The organism is Rothia halotolerans (genome assembly GCF_004136635.1).
GTDB classification, from domain to species: domain Bacteria; phylum Actinomycetota; class Actinomycetes; order Actinomycetales; family Micrococcaceae; genus Rothia; species Rothia halotolerans.
In genome coordinates this window covers 385,639-408,980 of sequence record NZ_NOIU01000002.1, presented here as the reverse complement: position 1 = coordinate 408,980, position 23,342 = coordinate 385,639, and the positions used below count along the sequence as shown (strand labels likewise).

Sequence of the window (23,342 nt, the reverse complement as noted above, 5' to 3'; positions counted from 1 at the left end):
GGCTGATTTAATGGGCCGATGAGGAACGACAACCTGACCCGCGAAGAGGCCGCCCGCCGCTCGGCCCTGCTGAGCATCGACTCCTACGACGTCCACCTGGATCTGAGCTACGCCGCCGACCGCACCCGGGCCGCGTTCCCGGTCAGGGCCACGGTGCGCTTCGCCGCGGACACCGCCGCCGGGGACGAGACGTTCATCGAGTACATCCACCACAGCGTCGACTCGGTGCGGCTCAACGGGGAGCGGCTGAACCGGGCCGACGTCGTCGAGGGCAGCAGGATCCGACTGCCCGGCCTGCGCGAGCAGAACGAGCTCGTGGTCCACGGCTACTCGTGGTTCTCCCGCTCCGGCGAGGGCCTGCATCGCTTCCTCGACCCGGAGGACGGCCGGACCTACCTCTACACCCAGTACGAGCCGAGCGACTGCCGCCGGGTCTTCCCGGCCTTCGAGCAGCCGGACCTCAAGGCCTCCTTCCGGTTCTCGGTCACCGCCCCCGCGGACTGGACGGTCGCCTCCAACACCACGGTGACCTCCACGGTCCCGGACCCCAGCGACGAGGCGTTCTCCAAGCGGGTCTTCGCCCCCACCGCGAGGATCTCCACCTACATCACCGCGATCCTCGCCGGGCAGTACCACGCCGTCGGGCGCCTGCACCGGCCGGGCGCGCATGGCGGGCCGAGCGTCCCCATGACCCTGTACTGCCGCCAGGCGATGAGCGAGCACCTCGACGCCGAGGCCATCTTCTCCCTGACCTCCGCCGGCCTGGACTACTTCCAGGGGCTCTTCGACTCCGTCTACCCCTTCGGCACCTACGACCAGGCCTTCGTCCCCGAGTACAACCTCGGCGCGATGGAGAACCCGGGGCTGGTGACGCTGACCGAGTCCTACCTCCACCCCGGCGGCTCCACCCGCTCCCAGCGGGAGGCGCGGGCCAACGTGATGATGCACGAGATGTCTCACATGTGGTTCGGCGACCTGGTGACCATGGCCTGGTGGTCCGACCTGTGGCTGAAGGAGTCCTTCGCCGAGTACATGGGCGCCCTGGCCGCGGCCGAGGTCGGCGGGTACGAGGACTCCTGGGTGACCTTCGCCAACCGGCGCAAGGCCTGGGCGTACCGGCAGGACTCGTACTCCACCACGCACCCGATCGTGGCCGAGGTCGCCGACGTCGAGGCCGCCAAGCAGAACTTCGACGGCATCACCTACGCCAAGGGCGCCGCGGTGCTCAAGCAGCTGGTGGCCCACGTCGGCTTCGAGGCCTTCGTCAAGGCCTCCCGCGCCTACTTCGCCCGGCACGCCTACGGCACCGCCGACCTGGACGACTTCCTCGCCGCCCTCGAGGAGGCCAGCGGCCGCGACCTGCGCTCCTGGGCCCGGTCCTGGCTGCAGACCTCGGGGGTGACCGGCCTCGAGTGGGACCCCGAGGCCGAGGGACGCGTCCGGCAGACGTCCTCGGCGGCCGGCGCGCTGCTGCCCCACACCCTGCGGGCCGGCCTCTACCGACTGCCCGAGGGCCGGCTGGAGCTGGAGGACGACGTCGCCCTGGAGGTCCCCGCGCAGGGCCCGGCGAGCGGCGCCCCGGCGGACGGCGCGCGCGAGGCCGACCTGGTGCTCCTCAACAGGGAGGACCTGACCTACGCCCTGATCGGGCTGCCCCCGCAGCATCTCGACGCCGCCCTCTCCGCGGGCCGCACCCTCGCCGAGCCGATCGACCGCGCCGTGCTGGGCAGCACCCTGTGGAACCTCGTGCGCGAGGGACGGCTGAGCCCCGCCGACTACGCCGAGCACGCCCTGGCGGGGCTGGCCGGGGAGGCCTCCTCGACCCTGCTGGACGCGGACCTCGGCACGGCGGCCTCCGCGATCCTCGACTACCTCCCGCCCGAGCGTCGCCACGCCCCGCTGCGCTCCCTCGCCGAGACGCTGCTGCGGCTCTGGGAGCGGGCCGAGGAGGGGACGGACGCCCAGCGGATCGTCCTGGCCCATGCGCTGCGCGCCGCACGGCACGCCCCGGAGCTGACGGGGCTCGCCCGCGAGGTCGTCGCCGTCGCCGAGCGGGAGGGCCAGGACGCCCGCCTGCACGGCATGCCCGTCTCCGAGCAGAGGGCCTGGACCGCCCGGGCCGCCCTGGTGCTCCAGGACGGCCTGCGGGCCGAGGAGCTGGACCGCGCGGCGTCGGAGCGGCCCAGCCAGGAGGCCGAGATCGGCCGGGCCCGCTGCCTCGCCGCGATTCCCGACGCCGACGCGAAGGCCGAGGCGTGGCGCCGCATCCACGAGGGCGAGCTGTCCAACGACATCCTCTCCGCGACCGCCGCCGGGCTCATGATGGGCGACCCCGCCCTGAGCGCCCCCTACGCCGAGCCCTACTTCCAGGAGCTTCCCGCGGTGTGGGAGGAGCGGTCCATCGGGATGGCATCGCGCATCGTGAGGGGGCTGTTCCCGCGCCTGGACTCCGGGATCGACGTCGCCCGCCGAGGCCGCCGCTTCCTCGACGAGCACCCGGACCTGCCGGCGGCGCTGCGCCGTCTGGTCACGGAGTGCGTCGAGGACGCCGAGCGGGAGAGCCGCATCCGCCGGGCGGGGGCGCCGGCCCGTTCCTGAGGGGTCGCCCGCGGGGGCTGCCGGAGACTTCTCACCGAGATGCCCGAAGCCTCGGGGGCTCCCCTTCCACGAGGCCGCCCCGCCCCAGGACGGCCTCGCCCATGAGGAGTCTCACCCCGCTCTTGAGACGCGGTTCCCCGCCCCATCGTGCGCGTCTGGGGCCCAACACGGCCCGCGAAGGGTGGAATGGGCATTCCTCCGGTCGGTTGTGTGAGATTCTAGGAGGAGACGTGCTCGGTTCTTTTAGGACACCGGAGGAGAAGTGCCGTGACGGAATATGCGCTCAGCGACCGTGGATCCATCGACCTCGTGACGGAGGACTACTACGACACGGAGATCCTGCGGCTCTTCGACGGCCTGCGGTTCGACCGCGAGCAGATGCTCGACGCGCAGGCCACGCTGGTGCCCGAGACCGACAACCCCCTCTTCCCCGACAGCATCGCGGTGTACGTCAAGGACTTGAAGGTCGCGCGCTTCACCCAGGAGGACGCCTCCCGGTACTGGAGGCCCCTGACCCGCGTCGTCGCCTCCGGGTACACCCCGGTCGCCCCCGTGCGGTTCTGGGCCACGATGCGCAAGGTCAACGGCAGGGTGGGGCTCGAGTCCCGCGCCATCCTCTCCGTCTCCCGCCCGGACCTGCTGTTCCCCGCCAACTCCTCCCCGGTGCACGCCGCCCTGCTGCCGCAGGGCCCGAGCCTGAAGGTGCTGGACGAGAAGGACCACGCCGAGTACCTCCACTCGATCCTGCCCCCCAGCGGGGAGGGCCGGGTCATCCTGACCCTGGAGGCCAACCACCTCCGGCTGGCCGACGGGCAGGAGGTGGACTCCGTGGACGTGCTCCACGACCGCCGCGTCGTCGGGCGCCTGAGCACCCAGATGTCCGAGCAGCTGGCGCCGGTGGTCCGCGACGCCTTCGCCCGGGAGAAGCTGACCGCCGCCTGGGGGACGATCCGCGGCAGCGCCTACGAGCTGTCCCTGACGGTGCAGGCGGTGCGCGCCGACGACATCGCCGAGGCGTGGCACGCCCACCTGCCGAACAGCCTCCCCCAGCTGTGCCCGGAACAGGACTCCTACGAGATCGAGCCGGCCTTCGCCCCCAGCCACGCCGAGCAGCACCCGGAGAACAAGCGTCAGGTGCAGCGGCGGGATCCCGCGCCCGCCGAGGTGCAGGAGGAGCCGCGGAGGGAGCCGCGGCCGCCCCGCAGGCGCGCGCCGCTCTCGGCGCAGGGACGGGCCGGCTGGATCCTGGGCATGGCCGGGCTGGTCGTGCTGCTGCTCGGCCTCGTGCTGATCTTCTTCCGCCCGATCCTCGGCATCCTCGGGCTGCTCCTGGGCGGCTCGCTGGCCTTCACCGGCCTGTACGTGGCCCGGCTGCAGTCCGGTGCCCCGGTGCCGCAGCTCGCCTCGGACGAGGAAGCCGGCACGGCGTTCCCCGAGCTCGACGCCGCTCCCCGGACGGAACGCTCCTCCTAGGAGGGACACTCCGGGGGCAGGAGGAGCCCTCCGGAGGGGGACTCCGCGGATACGGTCCCCGGACACGCGAAGAGGGGCCTCCCGATGATTTCGGGAGGCCCCTCTTCGCGTGTCCGGAGCGGCGGGCTCTTCGACCCCCCTCCGAACGGCCGGGTCGACGGGCGCCTCGCCCGTCCCGGAGGAGCCCAGCCGCGGGGCGGACGGCGCCGGGGCCGCGCACGGCCCCGGCATCCGGCCGGTCAGTCGGTCGGGACCGTGCGGGCGTACTCGTCCATGGTGCCGTCGGCCATGGCGTCGGCCAGGCCGCTCACCGCGGCGTCGTCGAGCTCGACGATGGACTGGCCGTCCCCGGACCAGCCCGTGCCCGCGTTGGGCAGCGTGAACATCTGGACGTTGCGCACCCCGCTCGGGCCGACCTGCATCCCGATGGAGGCGATCTCGCGGGCCGTGAGCGAGTCGTCCACGCTCACGTACGGGGAGAAGCTCTTGACCATGTCGTTGACCTTGGCCGGGTTGCTGAACGTGCTGGGGCTGGCCACCTGGTTGAGCAGGCCGCGCAGGTAGGCGCGCTGGTTGCGGACCCGCTGGTAGTCGCCGTCGGAGAAGCTGTAGCGCTCGCGGACGAAGGAGAGGGCCTCCTCGCCGTCGAGCTTCTGCTGGCCCTGCGTGAAGACGTGGCCGCCGGCGGTGAAGTCCTGCGGGACGTCGACCGTCACGCCGCCCACGGAGTCGGTGAGCTCGCGGAAACCCTCGAAGTCGATCTGGGCGACGTGGTCGATCCGCGTGTCCAGCAGGTCCTCGATGGTGCGCACCTCGAGCTCGACGCCGCCCAGGTCCAGCGCCGCGTTGATCTTCGCCGGGCCGTGCCCCGGGATGTCCACCCAGGTGTCGCGCATGATCGAGATGACGTAGGCCGCCCCGCCGTCGGAGGGCACGTGCAGCAGCATGAGCGTGTCGGCCCGCTGACCGCCCACCGAGGCCTCGTCCGCCTCCCCCTCGCGGGAGTCGCTGCCCATCAGCAGGATATTCTCCGCGTCGGTGTCGTCGGGGCGGTCCGGGTCGTCGGTCGCCGGCAGGGCCTGGTCGATCCGCTGGGTGCCGGAGTTGAAGTTGTTGGCGAGGTTGAACAGGTACGCTCCCACGGCGATCGCCGCGACGAGCAGCAGGGCGATGAGGACCAGGAAGACGGTGAGGACCTTGCGCCTTCCCCTGCGGGGTTCGCGGGGCTGCTGGTCGGTCTCATCGAGGAACTGCGTCACGGTGTTCTTCTTCCACGTCAGGGATGGGACGCGCACGGAAAACGCCCGTGCGAGCTTTCAGTGTAGGGCAGGGGATACACGAATGCCGGGGACTCCGCGGAGTCCCCGGCATGTGTTAAGGCATCCGGCTCTAGCGGCCGGCCTTGCCGAAGTTCTTGAAGCGCGCGTTGAAGCGCTCGACGCGGCCCGCGGAGTCCATGATCCGCTGCTTGCCCGTGTAGAACGGGTGCGACGCCGAGGAGACCTCGACCTCGACGAGCGGGTACTCGTTGCCGTCCTCCCAGGTCTCGGTCTTGGCGCTGGTCACCGTGGAGCGGGTGAGGAACGTCGTGCCGGACGCGAGGTCGCGGAAGATCACCGGGTGGTAGTCCGGGTGGATGTCAGTCTGCATAAGTCTTCTACCTTCTTGAACGGACTGGATTTTGCCAGGCCTCGGTATGGTCGTCCCGGACACGTACGCGTCGGGAGCCGCCCGTACGGGCAACCTAGACAGGGTATCACGGGGGCCTGTGCGGCGTCGTCGTCCCACGGGTCAGTGCGGCCAGGGGTGCCGGACGGCGGCCGAGAACACAGCGGCCGCGGCCCGGGCCAGCGGCCGTACGCTTCAGAGGAGCCGCTTGAGCATCAGCTTCCGCGGACCGAGGAACCGGGGATGGATCCGATCGCGCCAGGGGCTCTCGATCGCCTCGCGCCACTCGGCGCCGCCCTGGATCTCCCGGTCCCTGAGGTCGTAGCAGGCGAGGTATCGGGGAGAGCCGTCCGTGCGGTAGCGCGCGGCGTGCACGGTCCCCTCGACCGCGGCGAGCTGCGGCAGGTGCTCCTCGTCGAACCACCTGTTGAACTCCTCCTCCACGGCGGGCGGAATGTCCGTCTGCGAGGTGTAGAGCCAAGGCTGCCGAACGCCGTCCACCGCGTCCCCGAGCTTGAGGAGCTCCCTCAACCGGCGATGCCGGAACTCGGGCAGCGCATCGCGCTCGACGCCGAGCATGGCCGCCAGGAACCCGGCCGCCTCGCCACCGGACTCAGTCCCTGGCGGCGTCGGGGCCGTGGTCCAGATCCAGGTCTCCTCCTCCGAGAAGGCCGTTAGGATGTCGACGTCGGCCTCCGGGACTCGTTCCGCTGCCTCCCGTGCCTCCTGAACGTCCCACCGGACCCCTGGGAGCTCGAAGAGCCAGGTGTGCTTCTCGGGACGTGTCTCATCGGCGGGATGCGGGGGCATCGGCGTCTCCTCGGGGAGGACGAGGACCTCATCGGTCCTCGACGGAATGAACGGTCCTCTCCAGGGTATCGAGCGCGCCGCTCGCCGGGCGGGCGGTGAGCGGCCTCGGATGGGAGGCGTCTCCCCTGCGCGAGCTCCGGCGTCGCCCCTCCTGAGCGAGGACCACGGTCTGACAGCTGAGACCCCGGCCGGCCAGGGCTCAGCATCGCGCTAGCGGACGTTGCATACGCGGTGTACCGTGACGAGTCCGATAGAAGACCAGCGAATGGAGCAAGTATGTCGCACACCAGCCGCCAGGTCCGCTTGGCTTCACGCCCCGAAGGGTTCCCGAGCGCCGAGAACTTCTCGATCGAGGAGCATCCGGTCCGCTCGCCGGAGGACGGCGAGGTCCTCCTGCGCACGCTCTACCTCTCGCTCGACCCGTACATGCGCGGTCGCATGTCTGAGGCGAAGTCCTACGCCGCGCACCTGGAGATCGGGGACGTGATGGTCGGGGGCACGGTCTCGGAGGTGATCAAGTCGCGTTCCGCGGACCTCGAGCCCGGTGAGATCGTCGTCGGTCACGCCGGGTGGCAGACCTACAGCGTCGAGGCGGCAGCCGATCTCCGGGTGATCGACCCCGACGACGCCCCCGTCACCACCGCGCTGGGGGTCCTGGGCATGCCCGGATTCACCGCCTACTCCGGGCTGCTCTCCATCGGGAAGCCCCAGGAGGGCGAGACCCTGGCCGTGGCGGCCGCCACCGGGCCCGTGGGCGCGACCGTGGGCCAGATCGCGAAGCTCAAGGGCCTGCGCACGATCGGCATCGCCGGCGGACCGCAGAAGGTCGAGCACCTGCGCGAGCTCGGCTTCGACGCCGCCCTCGACCACCGCGCCGGCGACCTGGGCGACCAGATCGCCGACGCCGCCCCGGAGGGGATCGACGTCTACTTCGAGAACGTGGGCGGCCCGGTGTGGGAGGCGGTGATGCCGCACCTGAACCTCTTCGCCCGCGTCCCGGTGTGCGGCCTCGCGGCGAACTACAACTCCACGGGCCTGCCGGAAGGCCCCGATCGCTCGCAGGAGCTGCTGCAGACGGTGCTCAACCAGTCGCTGACGATCCGCGGCTTCATCCAGACCGAGTACCAGCAGACCCTGTTCGACGACTTCCTGCGGGACATGGGCGCCTGGGTGCGCGAGGGCAGGATCGCGTACCGCGAGGACATCACCGAGGGGCTGGACAGCGCGCCCGAGACCTTCATCGGGATGCTGTCGGGCAAGAACTTCGGCAAGACCCTCATCAAGGTCGCCGAGGACGCGCGGTGACGTCAGGCCAGGTGACGACGACGTCCCGCGTCGCTGCCACCCGGTCCCAAGGCCTTTTGGCTGCCCCATCATCCGCAGCGTCTTAGGCAGCATGTGATCTCGAGTCCTTCTACCAGGCCGGCGGGGAGGCCCGGCGGCTCCGCACAGCACAGCCCCGCCCCCTCAGGTCGCTGCTGGGAACGTTCGCTGGGCTCTGATCAGGCCTCGCCGCCCCTCCGTTCCGTGGAGAACGCCACCAGCATGTAGGAGACGAATGTCAGGGCCACGCAGATCATGAAGGCCCACCCGGCCGGCGGGGCGAAGTTGTACATCCACAGGACCGAGAAGCTGGAAATCGCGAACGCGACCATCAGGAGCTTGTTCTGGTGCGCCACGGGACGCGGCCGGTTGATACCGAACCGCAGCTTCCGGAACGCGATGAACGTCGCGCTGAAGACCCCGAACGTCGCCACCAGCACACCCCACCACGCATAGACAGGAGCGAAGGCCACCAGGCCGGTGGCTAGGATCGCCAGCCCCGCCAGCCACCAGAAGGCGACCCCGGATGGCTCATCGGTCGGGACCTGTTCATCGTTGCTCGTCATCGTTCCTCCTGTGGGTGCCGGGTGATCGACTTCTCCTGACCTCCTTAGCAAGTACATGCCGACGGGGGCCAGCATGGGGGCGTGTGCCGACTGACCGAAGAATAGGGAGGGTCTTCAGCGCAGAAGGTGCCTTCTCGAGCGCTGAGACTTCAGTCGGCATCGCCGAACATAACGGTGGCCTCGCCAACCGTGCGGAGCGGCCCGCGCCCATGACCGAGCAGCGGCGGTGGGCTGGTGCGTCTTCCGGCGCTCTCCCCTAGCCGATAAGGCGGCGGTGGGGGTCCTGAACGTAGGTCTGCTCAACCAGGTCTCTGCGTCGGTCATGACAAGCTCGTACTCGCAAGGTGATCAAACCGTGCGTCCCGGCGCGACATGCTCGCTCCTGAGAATGACGAAGATGGAGTCCGAGCCCCTTCGGTACCTGCGCAGCGGTCACGCTCCCCTCACCTATTCATCATGTGCTGTAGCGGGCTTCAGATGTGATCTGGTGGTAGACCAATAATCCAGACTCACCATTGAGGAGGCGCTGCCGATGACCGCCGAACCGAGACCCGAGGATACGAGAGCCGCCGAGCCCTATCGACACAAGAAGGTCCTCTGGTGGGAATGGCTGCTGAAGACCCTCACGATCATGGGCATGGTCTTCTGGTTCATCAACCTGGACGATCCCGGCCAGTCGTTGACTACCGTCGCCGGCTGGACGACGGTCGCCTACCTGCTGGTACCCATCGTCGTGCTGGCAGCGATCTGGCGAGTGATGGACGTCCTCTCGCGACGCCTCCAAGACTTGCCGACCCGCCAGGAGGCGATCCTGCGATCCCAGTGGCGGAGGCAGTGGATCGCGGCGGCACTGCTTATGGGCGTGAGCCTGCTGTGGATCTGGCTCTTCATCCTCGACCCGGAACCACCGCAGGTCACCGCCGCTTTCCTGTGCGCAGTGGGCGCGGTGTGGACGGCCCTCGATCTGTGGAGACTACGGCATCACCAGGCACCGGATGAGACGGTCGAACCCGAGTAATGCCAAAGCGCACCTTCAGTCGTCATCCCAGGATCTCACGCAGATACTGTCGGGCAGCATGACCGAGGGCCCCGCCTCTGCTAGCCGCTGTCCTCTGGGCAGGCCCCCTACTTCCACCAATCCTGCCGCGAGCTCTGATCCCACGGGTCGCCGTACACCTTGCGCAGCTTCTCCTGTTGTTTGTGCCTGACGTCTTCCCTCTGCTCTTCCAGGGTCTCCACGGTCATCCGGGCGAACTGCTTGTTGCGAGCCTGGAACTCCTGCTCCGAGGCCGATTCCTTCCACGGAGAGGTGATCAAGAAGCTCGGGGCGCATCCCAGCAGACCGGCCACCGCACCGACCCAGACGGACCGCGGGTCCTGGACCATCAGCGGTGCGATCACAGCCCCTGCGACGGTCATCCCCGCCACCTCCGCCAGGGCCACCAGCGCCCCATGGGGCACCGTCTTCTGCTGCTTGACCTGCTCATGACGGTTCATCACCATCGTCAGGCAGGTGCCTAGGACGCCGATCATCAGGGCGGCCCCGATCTGCATCCCGATGCTCATCCCTTCGTCGTCGCCGAGCACGAAAAGGTTCAGCACCAGCAGCACGACGAAGGTGGGCACCGCGTTCAGGACCCCGATGAAGATCGACCCGCTCATGGCGAATGTGATGGGCACCGGCGTGAAGCTCATGAACCGCTCCCTACGAATCAGGCACCCGCGGGCCGGGGAGAGCGCCAGACCCACGAGTGCTCGGCGAGACGATGACGGCGGCTGGCTGCAGGCAACCACCTCGCCTTCATGCAGTAAGCACAGGTTGTACGACCATACTTCCCGAGTGACCAGGCCGGCATCTCGCCGCCCGCCTCAGGAACGCCGCCGGTGCCGCTCCAGATCCCGCCGCGCCCGGGGCCGCTCGAGGAGGATCATGACCATCCCCAGCAGCCACAGCGGGACCTGCACGGCCATGGCAGTCTTGAACGGGACCGCCGCATACGTCTCCGGCGTCCCGCTGCCCTGGAGGTCCAGCACCACGCCGATCAGCAGGATCGCGATGAGCGCCCCGATGAACCCGCCCATGTTGACCAGCCCCGTGGCGACCCCCAGCTGCTGCCGCGGCGCGTGGGAGCGGACGACGTCGAAGGCGATCATCGACAGCGGGACCCCGATGCCCGTGCTCATCGCCGCGACCCCCGCGAGCCAGGCCGGAGCGTCCCCCGGCCACAGCAGCAGCACGCTCCAGGCCGCGAGCGTGAGCACGACGCCGGAGAAGGCCAGCCACACCCGGTGGCGCGCGACGCGCGCGAGCAGGGGGCCGGCCAGCAGCGCGGCCGCCATGGAGGCGAAGACCGCCGTGTTGAGCACCCCGGCCGCCACGCCGAACGAGTAGCCGAGCCCGCCGGTCAGGAACGGCATCCCCCACAGCAGCAGGAAGCTGTCCGCGGAGAACTTGGTGGAGAAGTGGATCCAGAAGGCCAGCCGGACCCCCGAGCGCCTCAGCAGGGATCTCAGCGCGGGCAGGACGCCGCTGGACCCGGGACCGATCACGGGCAGGGCGTCCGTGATGACCAGCGTGCCGGTCCCGGCCGTCTCGCGCGGCGCCTGCGGACGGGCGGTGCGGTTCCGCCCGGTGACCCGTTCCAGGAGGGTGCCGACGCCGGGACCGTCCCGAAGGATCAGCGCCACCAGCACCAGGGCGACGGCGCCCGCCGCCGCCAGCCCCGCGAAGCCCGCGAACCAGCCCACGGCCCCCACCAACCCGGCCAGCGGCGCGATGGCCAGCAGCTGCCCCGTCTGGCCCACCAGCCCGGTCGCCTGGCTGACCATCGGCATCTGCCGCGGCGTGAACCACTCGGCGATCAGCCGCACGACCGAGGTGAAGATGCAGGCGTCCCCCATCCCCATGACCACCCGCGCCGCGATCGCGAGCGGGATCGACGTCGTCGCACCCAGCGTCAGCTGCCCGAGGGACATCGCCGCGAGGCCCACGGTCACGACCCACGAGGCGCCGAAGCGGTCCAGGCACACGCCCACCGGGATCTGGCAGGCTGCGTAGACCACCAACTGCAGCACGACGAAGCTGGACAGCGTCGTCGCCTCGGCGGAGAAGTGCTCCTGGGCCACGGACCCCAGCGCGGAGAACGAGCTGCGATTGACCACCGCCACGAGGTAGGCGCACAGCGCCACAGCCCAGACGGTCCATCTGATCTTCGAGTTCGGGAGAGTCACCCCTCGACCCTATCGAGGGCCCCCGCCGTTCACGCCCCGCGCGTGTGCCTTCTCAGATCCCGGAGCGCCTTGGGCCGCTCGACGAGGATCATCACCATCCCCAGCAGCCACAGCGGGATCTGCACCGCCATGGCCATCTTGAACGCACCCAGCTCGTAGGTCTCCGGGGTGCCGCTGCCCTGGAGGTCCAGCACCACGCCGATCAGCAGGATCGCGATCAGCGCCGCCGTGAAGCCTCCCATGTTGGCCAGCCCGGTGGCCACGCCGAGCTGCCGGACCGGCGCGTGCGAGCGGACGACGTCGAAGGCGATCATCGACAGCGGGATCCCGGCGCCCATGATGAGCGCGACGGCGCCCGCCGCCCACGCCGGCGCGGCGCCCGGCCAGAGCAGCAGCGCGCACCACGAGGCGAGCATGACGACGACGCCGTAGAAGGCCAGCCACACCCGGTGCCGGGCGAAGCGCGAGAGCACCGGCCCGAACAGCACGGCGGTGACCATCGAGGAGACGACCGCGACGTTGAGCACGCCCGCCGCCACGCCGAAGGGATAGCCCAGCCCGCCGGTCAGGAACGGCGTCCCCCACAGCAGCAGGAAGCTGTCCGCGGAGAACATCGTGGAGAAGTGGATCCAGAAGGCCAGGCGGATGCCCGGACGCTTCGCGAGCGACTTCAGGGCGGGCAGGACGCCGCTGGACCCCGGCCCCACCACGGGCAGGACCTCGGTGATGATGAGCATCCCGGTGTCGGCGTCCTCGGGGGCGGCGGTCGAGCGGGTGGTGCGGTTCCTTCCCGTGATCCGCTCCAGGAGGGTGCCGACGCCGGCGCCGTCGCGCATCAGCAGCGCCACCAGGACCATGACGACCGCACCCGCCCCGGCCAGCACCGCGAAGCCGGCGAACCAGCCCGCCGCACCCACGAGCCCGGCCAGCGGCGCGATGGCCAGCAGCTGCCCGATCTGCCCCACCAGCCCGGTCGCCTGGTTGACCACGGGCGTCTGCCGGCGCGTGAACCATTCGGCCACCAGCCGGACCACCGAGGTGAAGATGCAGGCGTCGCCGGCGCCCATGACCACCCGCGCGGCGATGGCGAGCGGGATCGAGTCGGTCGCTCCGAGCGTCAGCTGCCCGATGGACATCGCGGCCAGCCCACAGGCGACGACCCAGGAGACCCCGAAGCGGTCCAGGCAGATGCCCACGGGGATCTGGCAGGCCGCGTAGACCACCAGCTGCAGCACCACGAAGGTGGACAGCGTCGTCGCCTCGGCGGAGAAGTGCTCCTGGGCCATCGGCCCCAGCGCGGAGAACGAGCTGCGGTTGATGACCGCGACGAGGTACGCGCACAGCCCCACCGACCAGATGATCCACTTGAGTCTCGAGTTCCGGATAGTCACCATCCGACTCTAACGACGCGCGCCCGATGCAGAGAACGCGCGGCACCCCGTCCCGGCTTCCGAGTCGCTCCGGCCCCAGGCATTGACGGGCATTGACGTTCGATGGGATGATGGAGGCATCCAGCGGTGAGAACTGAGGAACGGGAGGCAGCCATGCCGACAGCCCACCGGAACGCCGCCACCGCGCGGATCCGCCGCCAGCGGGTCCGGGCCCGCCGTCTCGCGGCCGGCGAGGTGCGCTTCGACGCCGCCGGGAAGCAGATCGGCGGTGCGGCTCCCCCGGGCGGCTCCTCCCCGCGGGAGATCGCCCAGGAGCTCACGGCCATGGTCCGGGAGCTGGACCGCCGGGGCGAGCTCGAGGGGCTCACCCTGCAGCAGCGGCGCGAGGTGGTCGACGCCGCCCGCGAGGCGATGCGCACCCAGCTGCGCAACCGCGAGATCAACGAGCGGATCGGCCCGCTCTACACGCTGGACCGCACCCGGAGGTACCTGGGCGTCGGCTCCCGGCAGGCCGTGGACGGCCGGGTCAAGCGCCGGACGCTGCTGCGCGTGGTCTCGGCCGACGGCGTCTCCCTCTTCCCCGCCCTCCAGTTCGCCCACGGCACGGTCAAACCGGCGCTGCCCCCGTTCTTCGACGCCCTCCTCGGCTCCGGGGCCGACCCCTGGACGGCGCTGTACTGGCTGACCGCCCCGGCCCGGGGGCAGGACGGGCCGAGCGTCATGGACCTCATCGACTCAGGGGACCAGGACGCGATCGCCGACCTCCTGGACCAGGCCGCGCGCGACGCCGCCGGCTGGAGCGACGCCGTTGCCCGCTGAGCGCCACGAGAGCACGGTCGCACCGCCCCTGGACCCCGGCTCCTACGCGGACTTCCCCGTCCACGCCGTGGAGGGGACGACGTCGTGGCACCGGGTCCACCACCGGCGCCATTCGCCCTGGTGGTACTCCTCCGCACCCGGCCGGTTCAACCTCCGGGAGCCTCGGGGCACGCTCAACACCGCCTCGAGCCCGGGGACCGCGGTGCGCGAGATGCTGGGCCCGCGGCTGGTGGGCGGCCGGAGGATCCCCGGAGCCCAGGTCGCGGGCCTGCTCGTCACGCCGCTGGAGCCGGGGCCGCTGCGGGTCGCCGACCTCCTCTCGGGGCGGGCGGCGCGCTACGGGGTGGTCGCGGGGGATATGAGCGCGCCCCGCGAGGATGCCTACGCGCTCACCCGCGCCTGGGCGAAGGCCCTGGACGAGGCGGGGTTCGACGGCGTGCGCTCACGCTCCCGCTTCGGGGCGGGCCGCTGCCCCGAGTGCCTCTACGTCTTCGGCCCCGCCGGCGAGCACGAGACCGGCACGAGCGGCGAGAGCCTCAAGGTCCCGGCCCTCCTGGAGCGGGAGATGGATCTCACCGTGGACCCGGTGCTCGACTCGGCGGACCTCGTCGTGGAGGACTGAGAGCCTGCGTCCGAGGGGCGGCCGTGGAGGACCTGCGGGCTGGACCCGCGGGACCGAGAGGGAGGGCGCACCCGGCCTCCCCGTCCCCGCGGTCTGCCCGCAGCCGCCGTCCGGGATATGTTCGAGGCATGACCTCATCTCAGCGGAACGCCTCCCGCCCCGTCCCCCGCACGCCCGCCCGCACCTCCGTGCTCTGCCTGATCGCCGACGTCGTCCTCGTCCTAGCCTTCGCCGCCTTCGGCCGCAGCGCCCACGGCGAGGGGCTGGCCGGGATCCCCCTGACCGCGTGGCCCTTCCTGGTGGGACTCGCCTGCGGATGGCTCGCGACGCGGGCCTGGCGCAGCCCCCTCGCCCTCGCCCCGACCGGCCTGCTCCTGTGGCTGAGCACGGTGGTGATCGGCATGGTGCTGCGCCAGCTGACCGGGCAGGGGACGCACTGGTCGTTCGTCGTCGTCACCCTGGTCGTCACGGCCGTGTTCCTGCTCGGCTACCGGGCGATCGCGGCGGGCGTGCGGCGACGGAAGAAGGCCTGACCCTAAACTGAAAGATTAGGGTCAGGCCTTCACCTTGAACTCAAAGTTCACCCTTTGAGGAACTCGATCCACCGCTCCAGGACGGCCTGGGCGGCGCCCGTGTCCACGGACACCGCCGCCCGGGCGATGGCGGCGTTGATGCGCTCGGCCAGCGGCGTCGAGGTGTCCGGCTCCGTCACCACCAGCCCGGCTGCGGCGTTGAGCAGGACCGTGTTGCGGATGGGCCCGTGCTCGCCCGCCAGCACCCGGCGGATGACGTCGGCGTTGTACTCCGCACCCTGGCCGGTGATGTCGGCGATCGTGTTCGGGGGCAGGTCGATGTCCGCGACGTCGAGCACCGTGCGGCTCACCTCGCCGCCGTGGGTCTCCCAGATGAGGTTGGGCCCGATCAGGCTCAGCTCGTCCAGGTTCATGGGACCGGTGAAGACCAGCGCGTGGTCCCCCCGCTCGGCGAAGACGTCCGCCATGAGCGGCGCCATGTTCTCCCGGGCCACCCCGATCACGGAGGAGCGCACGCGGGCGGGGTTGGAGAGCGGGCCGAGGTAGTTGATCACGGTGGGGACGTTCAGGCGGCGCCGGATGGGGCTCAGGTGCCGCATGGCCGGGTGGTAGGTGTTGGCGAACAGGAAGCCGATGCCGATCTCCGCGGCCGCCGCCTCGACCCGCTCCGGGTCCGCGTCCAGCGGGACGCCGAGGCGCTCGAGCGCGTCCGCCGAGCCGGTGGTCGAGGAGGAGGCTCGGTTGCCGTGCTTGACGACCGTCGCGCCCGCGCCGGCCATCACCAGCGAGGCCATGGTGGAGATGTTCACCGTGTTGAGCTGGTCGCCGCCGGTGCCGACGATGTCGACCGCCTCCCGCGGGCCACTGTAGGGACGCGCGAGCTCGAGCATCACCTCGGAGAATCCGGCCAGCTCGGCGGCCGTCTCACCCTTCGTGTGCAGCCCCACCAGGAATCCGGCGACCTGCACCGGATCGGAGTCCTCGCTCAGCATCTGGCGCATCGCCCAGGAGGCCTCCTCCGAGGTGAGGTCCTCGCGCCGCTCGATCTGGTTGATGAGCCTCTTCCACGTGGGTTCCTGGGTCCCGTCCGTTGTAGTCATGAACACCACATTAGGGGACGGCGGCGCAGTATCCGGCGCGTACCCGCCGGGAACCTGCGCGGGCTCTGGGAAGCGGCTGTGAGGCACTGCTCACAGGAGCCCCGGCGCAGGGCCTCACGAGGAGGGAGAGTGTCGTCACCCGCCGCCCCGCGTTCCCCGGAATCCCGGGGGATCCTGGAGGGGGTGACACGCCGGGACCGGGGAAAGCCCCCTCCTGTTGGTGCCCCGGGACTTTTACCGACATAATGTCTGTGTGACAACTGCAACCCAGACTCCCAGTACGCCGGCGTCACCGACTCTCAACCGGCCCAACATCGTGTCCGTCGGGACCGTTGTATGGCTCGCCAGCGAGTTGATGTTCTTCGCCGGACTATTCGCCATGTACTTCACCCTGCGCGCGACCTCCCCCGAGGCGTGGGCGGAGGGTGCTGACCTCCTCGACATCCCCCTCGCGCTGGGGAACACCATCGTGCTCGTGCTCAGCTCGGTGACCTGCCAGTTCGGCGTCTTCAAGGCCGAGCAGCTCAAGGCGCGCCGTTCGGGCGCCATCTGGCAGGTCGGCCAGTGGGGCATGATCGAGTGGTTCTTCCTCACGTTCGTGATGGGCGCCTTCTTCGTCAGCATCCAGGCCATGGAGTACGCCACCCTCGTCTCCGAGGGCGTGACCATCGCCAGCGGGCCCTACGGCTCCGCGTTCTACATCACGACCGGCTTCCACGCCCTGCACGTGACCGGCGGCCTCATCGCGTTCCTGTTCATCATCGGGCGCGCGTACCTGGCCAAGCGGTTCGGGCACTACGAGGCGACGTCGTCGATCGTGGTCTCCTACTACTGGCACTTCGTCGACGTGGTGTGGATCGTCCTGTTCCTCGTCGTCTACTTCCTGAAGTAGCGGACCAGACCAGCACTCGCACACGCACTCACACAACAAAGGATCTATCGACGTGAAGGCTCTTTCCCAGAAGCGACGTCACCCGTTCGCGGCCATCGCTCTGCTGGCCATCGCCCTGCTGCTCACTGGTGGCCTCTACGCAGTTGCCACTGCCACCAATGAAGCGAAGGCCGAGACCGGCGGCGCCGCCTACTCCGCAGATGACATCGCGGAAGGTGAGAAGCTGTTCAACTCGAACTGCGCGACCTGCCACGGCACGAGCGCCGAGGGGACCGACGAGGGCCCGTCGCTGATCGGCGTCGGCGCCGCGGCCGTCGACTTCCAGGTGGGCACGGGCCGCATGCCCATGCAGATGCAGGGCACCCAGGCCCAGATCAAGCCGGGCCAGTTCAACGAGGAGCAGACCCAGCAGCTGGCCGCCTACGTCGCCTCCCTGGGCTCCGGCCCCGCCATCCCCGAGGACGAGTACCTGGACGTCTCGGAGGGCGACGCCGCCAACGGCGCCAAGGTCTTCCTGGCCAACTGCGCCATGTGCCACAACGCCGCCGGGGCCGGCGGCGCGCTGACCCGCGGCAAGTTCGCGCCGACGCTGATGGGCGTCTCCGAGCAGCACATCTACGAGGCCATGGACACCGGCCCCCAGAACATGCCGGTGTTCAACGACGCGAACATCACCCCCGATGAGAAGCGCGACGTCATCACCTACCTCAAGACGCTCGAGAGCAACACCACCCCGGGCGGCTTCGGACTCGGCTCGCTGGGGCCCGTCTCCGAGGGACTGTTCATCTGGACCGTCGGGCTGGCCATCGTGCTGGGCTTCACGGTCTGGCTGACCTCCCGCTCGGCGTAACGACGCCGCATCACACCGATAAGATCTCGCACCAAGGAAGTAAGAGGAACACATGGCTAGCCATCGTGACGGGGCACCGGAGCCTTCCGACGCCGTTACTACCTCCCAGCAGGAGCAGGAGCAGTTCCCCAACCCGGGACTCCCCCACCACCCGCCGCGTCTGACCGACGTCGACCCCCGCCGCGCCAAGAAGGCCGAGCGCCAGGTGGCCTGGCTGTTCGTGCTCTCGATCCTCGGGTCGATCCTGTTCTTCATCGGCTTCTTCGCCGTCCGGGTGGACGGCGACTTCTACGATGTCATGAACCCGGATCCCACCTCGCAGCTGCGCCTGCAGAACTTCCTGCTGGGCCTGGGCGTCACCTTCGCCATGTTCGGCATCGGCATCGGCATCGTCCACTGGGCCCGCACGCTCATGCCCGACCACGAGCTGGTCGAGATGCGCCACGAGGTCAGCGCCGAGGAGGACCGGGCCGACGCCCAGGAGATCGTGGAGACCGTCCTGGACGAGTCCGGCATCAAGCGCCGTCCGCTGATCCGCAACACCCTGATCGGCGCCATCATCCTCGCCCCGCTGTCCTTCATCACGCTGTTCCGCGAGCTGGGCCCGATCGACACCCGCGTCCTCTCCCACACCATGTGGGACGAGGGCATCCGCCTGGTCCGCGACCCCTCGGGCACGCCGATCCGCGCGGCCGACGTGACCCTGGGCTCGACCTACCACGTGCTTCCCGAGAACCTCCTGGAGGTCTCCCACCAGGACGGCTACCTCGAGGAGAAGGCCAAGGCCGTGGTCCTGCTCATGCGCCTGAAGCCCGAGGAGCTGAACGTCTCCGCCGACCGCGAGGACTGGAACTACGACGGCATCATCGCCTACTCGAAGGTCTGCACCCACGTGGGCTGCCCCATCGCCCTCTACGAGCAGCGGACGCACCACCTGCTGTGCCCCTGCCACCAGTCGACCTTCGACGCCGCCAACGAGTGCGCCGTCATCTTCGGCCCCGCTGCCCACCCGCTGCCGCAGCTGCCGATCACCGTCGACTCGGACGGCTACCTTATTGCCCGCAGCGACTTCCACGAGCCGGTCGGCCCGGCCTACTGGGAGCGTGGCCGCCAGAAGAAAGAAATGGCGAGTGAGGCCTGATCATGTCTAACGCAGTCAATGAATACAAGCCGGCGACCCGCACCGGCCACATCGCGAACTTCGTGGACTCCCGCGTCGGGATGTCCGGCATCGTCAAGGAGTTCGGCCGCAAGATCTTCCCGGACCACTGGTCCTTCATGTTCGGTGAGGTGGCGCTCTACTGCCTCATCATCCTGATCCTCTCCGGGACGTACCTGACCTTCTTCTTCAACCCCACCATGGACACCGTCGTCTACGACGGCTCCTACGTGCCCATGCACGGCGTGGAGATGTCGGGCGCCTACGCGTCCTCGCTGAACATCTCCTTCGACGTCCGGGGCGGCCTGTTCATGCGCCAGGTCCACCACTGGGCCGCGCTGCTGTTCGTCGTCGCGATCGCCGTGCACATGATGCGCGTGTTCTTCACCGGCGCCTTCCGGCGTCCGCGCGAGCTGAACTGGGTCGTGGGCGGCACGCTCTTCGTCCTGGCCATGGCCGCTGGCTTCACCGGCTACTCCCTCCCCGACGACGTGCTCTCCGGCAACGGCCTGCGCATCATCGACGGCGTCATGAAGGCGATCCCGCTGGTCGGCACCTATCTCTCGCTGTTCTTCTTCGGCGGCGAGTTCCCCGGCCACATGGTCATCGGGCGCCTCTACACGCTGCACATCATGATCGTCCCGGCGCTGCTGCTGCTCACCGTCGCGATCCACCTGTTCATGGTGGTCGTGCACAAGCACACCCAGTACCCCGGCCCGGGCCGGACCGAGAAGAACGTCGTCGGCTTCCCCGTCGGCCCCGTCTACGCGGCCAAGGCCGGTGGCTTCTTCTTCATCGTCTTCGGCATCCTCGCCCTGCTGGCCTCGACCACCACGATCAACGCGATCTGGAACTACGGCCCCTACGATCCCTCCCCCGTCCAGGCCGGCACGCAGCCGGACTGGTACATCGGCTGGGTCGACGGCGCCCTGCGGCTGATGCCCGGCGCCTGGCCGTGGCACTGGCAGCTGGAGCTCGGCGGCACGTGGGTCTTCGCGGTCCTGCTGCCCATGATCCCGGCGGCGATCCTGCTCGGCCTCTTCTTCACCTGGCCGTGGATCGAGCGCTGGGTGACCAGGGACAACCGCGAGCACCACATCCTCGACCGTCCGCGCAACGCTCCCTTCCGCACCGGCGCCGGCGTGGCGGGCATCACCTGGTACGCGATCATGATGATGGCGGCGAGCTCCGACCTCATCGCGACGCACTTCCACGTGGCGTTCAACGACGTCCTGTACGTGCTGCGGTTCCTGTTCATCTTCGGACCGTTCATCACCTTCGAGGTGACCCGGCGGATCTGCCTGGCGCTGCAGCGCAAGGACCGCGAGCTGGTGCTCCACGGCGTCGAGACCGGCCGCGTGGTCCAGCTCCCCCACGGCGAGTACATCGAGGTGCACGAGCCCCTCGACGACTACGCCCGGTACCGCCTGGTGTCCTTCAACTCCCCGGTGTACGAGCCCGCCCGGCCCAACGCCAAGGGCAAGGTCACCCAGGGCGAGAAGGTGCGCGGCAAGATCTCGAGGCTGTTCTTCGAGGACCGCGTCGCACCGGTCACCCCGGCCGAGCTCGAGGCGGCCCACCAGCACCACGAGCTGGAGGCCAGCAAGCACTGATCGCGCGCGGCGCATCGGTTCCGAGCCGGGCCCTCCCCGTCATGGGGAGGGTCCGGCTCTTCGCCGTTCCCGGGGTCCTCGAGGCCAGTCCGAGGGAGGCCGGCTCCCATATCACCCCGGGTGGCGGGCGGCCTCTGACGAGGACGCTCCCCCTTCCTCTGCCTCTCTTCCTCGGCCGTCTTCCCCGGGCGAGCGATCTTCCCGGCTGGCTGCCCCGGGCGAGGGATATCCTGGAGGCTCGAAGACGACGAAGCCGATCGGTCGGAATCACTGGGCCGCCCCGCGCGGCTGACCCATGATCCGCTCCCTCCTCCCGATCCTGTCCCCCTTAACCTTCCGGCCCGGGTAATCTCCGACCCGGACCTCACATTCCGCCCCGCCGCGGCGTCTGCTGGATGAGGGACGAAGATCCTGAGACCACCGAGGAGACCGCCATGATCCACACCCCCGACCCGGAGCCCCGCCACGCCGCCCTGGAGACGCCGCTCGGCTCCCTCCTGTGCACGGCGCGGGGCGAGGCGCTCACCGGCCTCTACTTCCCCGGCCACCGGCACCCGCCCGGCCAAGCGGAACTGGGTCCCTCGGCCGACGCCGCAGGGGACCCGCTCCTGGAGGAAGCGGGACGGCAGCTGCGGGAGTACCTCGAGGGCCGACGCCGCGACTTCGACCTGCCGCTGTCCCCGCGGGGCGACGAGTTCTCCCTCCGCGTGTGGGAGCTGCTCCGCCAGATCCCCTTCGGCGAGACCACCACCTACGGGGCCCTGGCCGAGCGGATGGGCAACCGGCACCTGGCCCAGCGGGTCGGGCAGGTCGTGGGACGCAACCCCCTCAGCGTCGTGATCCCCTGCCACCGCGTCGTCGGCGCCGACGGGTCCCTGACCGGGTACGCCGGCGGCCTGGACCGCAAACGCATCCTGCTCGAGCTCGAGGAGCCGGCCCATGCCGCGGACGCGCGACTGTTCTGACCTCCCGCGCCTCGTGACCCCGGCCGGGGAGGGCATGACGTCTCCAGGACCACGACGCCCCGAGCGGAGGGCGGACCGGTGAGGACGCCCTTCGAGCACGCGGTCGCCCGGCACGGCGCCGTCGTGCTGCGGGTCTGCCGCGCGGTGCTGGGCCCCGGGGCCGATGCCGAGGACGCCTGGTCCGAGACCTTCATGGCCGCCCTGCGCGCCTGGCCGGAGCTGGCCGAGGGGACCAACACGCAGGCCTGGCTGGTGCGCGTGGCCCAGCGCAAGTGCATCGACCTGATCCGCGCCCGGGCCCGCCGCGCCGTGCCCCGCGCCGAGCTTCCCGAGTCCCCCTCCGCGCTCGGCCTCCCCGGCGAGGACGAGGGCGAGGTCTGGCGCCTCGTCGCCGCCCTGCCCGAGCGGCAGCGGCTGGCGATCGCCTACCACTACCTCGGCGGGCTCCCGCACGCCGAGACCGCCGAGATCATCGGCGGCTCCGGCGCCTCCGTGCGGCGGGCCGCCGCCGACGGCGTCAAGACCCTGCGGCGCCGGCTCGCCGCCGCGCCCGAGAAGGAGGAGCCACGATGAAGGACATGCAGGACCATCCCCTCGAGACCCCGCCCGAGGAGCTGTTCGGCGTGGACGCCCGCGCCCTGGAGCGCCTCCGCGCCCGCCTGGGCGAGGAGGCCGCCGGAGCCGGGGAGCTCGACGTCGCCTACCGCCTCCTCGACTCGCCCCTCGGCCGGCTCCTGGTGGCATCCACCGAGCGGGGCGTCGTCCGGCTGGGATACGCCTGCGAGGGCTTCGACGGGGTCCTGCAGGGCCTCGCGGACGCCGTCGGCCCCCGGGTGCTCCAGAGCCCCTCCAGGCTCGACGAGGCCGCACGGCAGCTCGAGGAGTACTTCGAGGGCCGACGCCGGGAGTTCGAGCTGCCGCTGGACCGCCGGCTCTCCACGGGCTTCCGCGGGGAGGTCCAACGGTACCTGCCGAGCATCGCCTACGGGAGCACGATCAGCTACGGCCGGGTAGCCGCGACGCTCGGGCGGCCCCGGGCCGTGCGCGCCGTCGGCACCGCCTGCGCGACCAATCCCCTGCCCGTGATCGTCCCCTGCCACCGCGTCCTGCGGGCGGACGGCGCCCTGGGCGGCTACGTCGGCGGGACGGAGGCCAAGCGGAGCCTCCTCTGCCTGGAGCGCCACGAGGGCCTCTGAGCCCCCTGGCCCCTCCTGCACCGCCGCGGGAAGGCCCTTGAACGGACGAAGGCCCCGGATGCCGTCAAGCATCCGGGGCCTTCGTCTTCCCTCACGGCCGAGGGCCGTGGGGAGGCGTCCGCGCCCTAGTGGGCGTGGTTGCCGCGGCTGTACTCGTACACCCAGCCGGCCAGCGCCACGATCGCCACCGGCACGATCACCATGAGGATCCACCAGTCGATCGCCAGCGCGATGAACGCCACCGCGCAGGAGATCCCGAGCAGGAGGGGCCACCAGCTCCACGGGGAGTAGAAGCCGTAGTCGCCCGCGGCGTCGACGACCTCGCCGTCCAGGTTGTCGGAGGGCTGATCCGGGTGCTTCCGATCCGTGTAGATGAAGAAGAACGCCAGGAAGGCCGACATGAGGGCGGTGAGGATCAGGGCCGGGAAGCCGACGAGCTCCTCGAAGTTCGTCATGATGCCGTAGACCAGCGTCACGGGAATGAGGAAGACGAACAGCAGCCCGAAGATGATTCCGTTTTCGCGCATTCGTTG

The 23,342-nt window shown here is 70.2% G+C and carries 23 protein-coding genes; 14 read left to right on the top strand and 9 right to left on the bottom strand.

Features of this window, described 5'->3' with window-relative positions:
• Window positions 1-18: 18 nt before the first annotated feature.
• Window positions 19-2,598, top strand: coding sequence for an aminopeptidase N (pepN, locus tag EWV39_RS06825; RefSeq protein WP_129658056.1), 2,580 nt, complete (start codon window positions 19-21; stop codon window positions 2,596-2,598).
• 267 nt (window positions 2,599-2,865) lie between these two features.
• On the top strand, window positions 2,866-4,071 hold the full coding sequence (locus tag EWV39_RS06820) for a hypothetical protein (protein ID WP_129658054.1): 1,206 nt from the start codon (window positions 2,866-2,868) through the stop codon (window positions 4,069-4,071).
• Window positions 4,072-4,310: 239 nt separating this feature from the next.
• Here EWV39_RS06820 and EWV39_RS06815 read toward each other — a convergent pair whose 3' ends face one another.
• The 3 genes from EWV39_RS06815 to EWV39_RS06805 all read right to left on the bottom strand — a co-directional run bounded on the left by EWV39_RS06815 (window position 4,311) and on the right by EWV39_RS06805 (window position 6,549).
• A complete protein-coding gene (locus EWV39_RS06815) occupies window positions 4,311-5,330 on the bottom strand; it encodes an LCP family protein (RefSeq protein WP_129658052.1) in 1,020 nt (339 codons plus the stop codon).
• Window positions 5,331-5,460: 130 nt separating this feature from the next.
• Window positions 5,461-5,721 carry a type B 50S ribosomal protein L31 gene (locus tag EWV39_RS06810; RefSeq protein ID WP_129658050.1) on the bottom strand — a complete coding sequence of 87 codons (261 nt, stop codon included), beginning with the start codon at window positions 5,719-5,721 and terminating at the stop codon, window positions 5,461-5,463.
• 213 nt (window positions 5,722-5,934) lie between these two features.
• The gene (locus EWV39_RS06805; protein ID WP_129658048.1) at window positions 5,935-6,549 is read right to left on the bottom strand and encodes a DUF4286 family protein; all 615 of its coding nucleotides are present in this window, start codon (window positions 6,547-6,549) and stop codon (window positions 5,935-5,937) included.
• A gap of 276 nt (window positions 6,550-6,825) precedes the next feature.
• Between EWV39_RS06805 and EWV39_RS06800 the strand changes: the two genes are divergently transcribed.
• The gene (locus tag EWV39_RS06800) at window positions 6,826-7,854 is read left to right on the top strand and encodes an NADP-dependent oxidoreductase (protein WP_129658046.1); all 1,029 of its coding nucleotides are present in this window, start codon (window positions 6,826-6,828) and stop codon (window positions 7,852-7,854) included.
• 197 nt (window positions 7,855-8,051) lie between these two features.
• On the opposite strand, the gene EWV39_RS06795 is transcribed toward EWV39_RS06800, so the two are convergent.
• On the bottom strand, window positions 8,052-8,438 hold the full coding sequence (locus tag EWV39_RS06795; RefSeq protein WP_129658044.1) for a hypothetical protein: 387 nt from the start codon (window positions 8,436-8,438) through the stop codon (window positions 8,052-8,054).
• A gap of 532 nt (window positions 8,439-8,970) precedes the next feature.
• Between EWV39_RS06795 and EWV39_RS06785 the strand changes: the two genes are divergently transcribed.
• On the top strand, window positions 8,971-9,456 hold the full coding sequence (locus tag EWV39_RS06785) for a hypothetical protein (protein WP_129658042.1): 486 nt from the start codon (window positions 8,971-8,973) through the stop codon (window positions 9,454-9,456).
• Between the two features lie 107 nt (window positions 9,457-9,563).
• Here EWV39_RS06785 and EWV39_RS06780 read toward each other — a convergent pair whose 3' ends face one another.
• From EWV39_RS06780 to EWV39_RS06770, 3 genes are all read right to left on the bottom strand, one after another.
• Window positions 9,564-10,133: a DUF2029 domain-containing protein gene (locus EWV39_RS06780; RefSeq protein WP_129658040.1), complete on the bottom strand. Its 570-nt coding sequence runs from the start codon at window positions 10,131-10,133 to the stop codon at window positions 9,564-9,566.
• A gap of 174 nt (window positions 10,134-10,307) precedes the next feature.
• A complete protein-coding gene (locus EWV39_RS06775; RefSeq protein WP_238148139.1) occupies window positions 10,308-11,669 on the bottom strand; it encodes an MFS transporter in 1,362 nt (453 codons plus the stop codon).
• Window positions 11,670-11,698: 29 nt separating this feature from the next.
• Window positions 11,699-13,063 (bottom strand): MFS transporter, encoded by a 1,365-nt coding sequence (locus tag EWV39_RS06770; RefSeq protein ID WP_238148137.1) that lies wholly within the window; start codon window positions 13,061-13,063, stop codon window positions 11,699-11,701.
• Between the two features lie 150 nt (window positions 13,064-13,213).
• Between EWV39_RS06770 and EWV39_RS06765 the strand changes: the two genes are divergently transcribed.
• The 3 genes from EWV39_RS06765 to EWV39_RS06755 all read left to right on the top strand — a co-directional run bounded on the left by EWV39_RS06765 (window position 13,214) and on the right by EWV39_RS06755 (window position 15,034).
• The gene (locus EWV39_RS06765; protein ID WP_129658038.1) at window positions 13,214-13,879 is read left to right on the top strand and encodes a hypothetical protein; all 666 of its coding nucleotides are present in this window, start codon (window positions 13,214-13,216) and stop codon (window positions 13,877-13,879) included.
• The gene (locus tag EWV39_RS06760; RefSeq protein WP_129658036.1) at window positions 13,869-14,501 is read left to right on the top strand and encodes an RES family NAD+ phosphorylase; all 633 of its coding nucleotides are present in this window, start codon (window positions 13,869-13,871) and stop codon (window positions 14,499-14,501) included. Before EWV39_RS06765 ends, EWV39_RS06760 begins: the two co-directional genes overlap by 11 nt.
• Before the next feature lie 128 nt (window positions 14,502-14,629).
• Window positions 14,630-15,034, top strand: coding sequence for a DUF3054 domain-containing protein (locus EWV39_RS06755; RefSeq protein ID WP_129658034.1), 405 nt, complete (start codon window positions 14,630-14,632; stop codon window positions 15,032-15,034).
• 47 nt (window positions 15,035-15,081) lie between these two features.
• Here the strand turns inward: EWV39_RS06755 and trpD are convergent, their stop codons facing one another.
• Entirely contained in the window at window positions 15,082-16,134 is a 1,053-nt protein-coding gene (gene trpD, locus EWV39_RS06750) for an anthranilate phosphoribosyltransferase (protein ID WP_129658032.1), read from the bottom strand.
• A 253-nt stretch (window positions 16,135-16,387) separates the two neighbouring features.
• Between trpD and ctaE the strand changes: the two genes are divergently transcribed.
• From ctaE to EWV39_RS06715, 7 genes are all read left to right on the top strand, one after another.
• Entirely contained in the window at window positions 16,388-17,026 is a 639-nt protein-coding gene (gene ctaE, locus EWV39_RS06745; RefSeq protein ID WP_129658030.1) for an aa3-type cytochrome oxidase subunit III, read from the top strand.
• Window positions 17,027-17,078: 52 nt separating this feature from the next.
• Window positions 17,079-17,876 carry a cytochrome bc1 complex diheme cytochrome c subunit gene (gene qcrC, locus EWV39_RS06740; protein ID WP_129658029.1) on the top strand — a complete coding sequence of 266 codons (798 nt, stop codon included), beginning with the start codon at window positions 17,079-17,081 and terminating at the stop codon, window positions 17,874-17,876.
• A gap of 52 nt (window positions 17,877-17,928) precedes the next feature.
• A complete protein-coding gene (gene qcrA, locus EWV39_RS06735; protein ID WP_129658027.1) occupies window positions 17,929-19,017 on the top strand; it encodes a cytochrome bc1 complex Rieske iron-sulfur subunit in 1,089 nt (362 codons plus the stop codon).
• Window positions 19,018-19,019: 2 nt separating this feature from the next.
• On the top strand, window positions 19,020-20,648 hold the full coding sequence (gene qcrB, locus EWV39_RS06730) for a cytochrome bc1 complex cytochrome b subunit (RefSeq protein WP_129658025.1): 1,629 nt from the start codon (window positions 19,020-19,022) through the stop codon (window positions 20,646-20,648).
• Between the two features lie 434 nt (window positions 20,649-21,082).
• Window positions 21,083-21,613: a methylated-DNA--[protein]-cysteine S-methyltransferase gene (locus tag EWV39_RS06725; RefSeq protein WP_129658023.1), complete on the top strand. Its 531-nt coding sequence runs from the start codon at window positions 21,083-21,085 to the stop codon at window positions 21,611-21,613.
• 78 nt (window positions 21,614-21,691) lie between these two features.
• A complete protein-coding gene (locus tag EWV39_RS06720; protein ID WP_129658021.1) occupies window positions 21,692-22,186 on the top strand; it encodes an RNA polymerase sigma factor in 495 nt (164 codons plus the stop codon).
• A gap of 5 nt (window positions 22,187-22,191) precedes the next feature.
• Window positions 22,192-22,809, top strand: a complete 618-nt coding sequence (locus EWV39_RS06715) for a methylated-DNA--[protein]-cysteine S-methyltransferase (protein ID WP_129659132.1) — start codon at window positions 22,192-22,194, stop codon at window positions 22,807-22,809.
• Between the two features lie 125 nt (window positions 22,810-22,934).
• Here the strand turns inward: EWV39_RS06715 and EWV39_RS06710 are convergent, their stop codons facing one another.
• Window positions 22,935-23,336 carry a cytochrome c oxidase subunit 4 gene (locus EWV39_RS06710; protein ID WP_129658019.1) on the bottom strand — a complete coding sequence of 134 codons (402 nt, stop codon included), beginning with the start codon at window positions 23,334-23,336 and terminating at the stop codon, window positions 22,935-22,937.
• Window positions 23,337-23,342 lie beyond the last annotated feature (6 nt).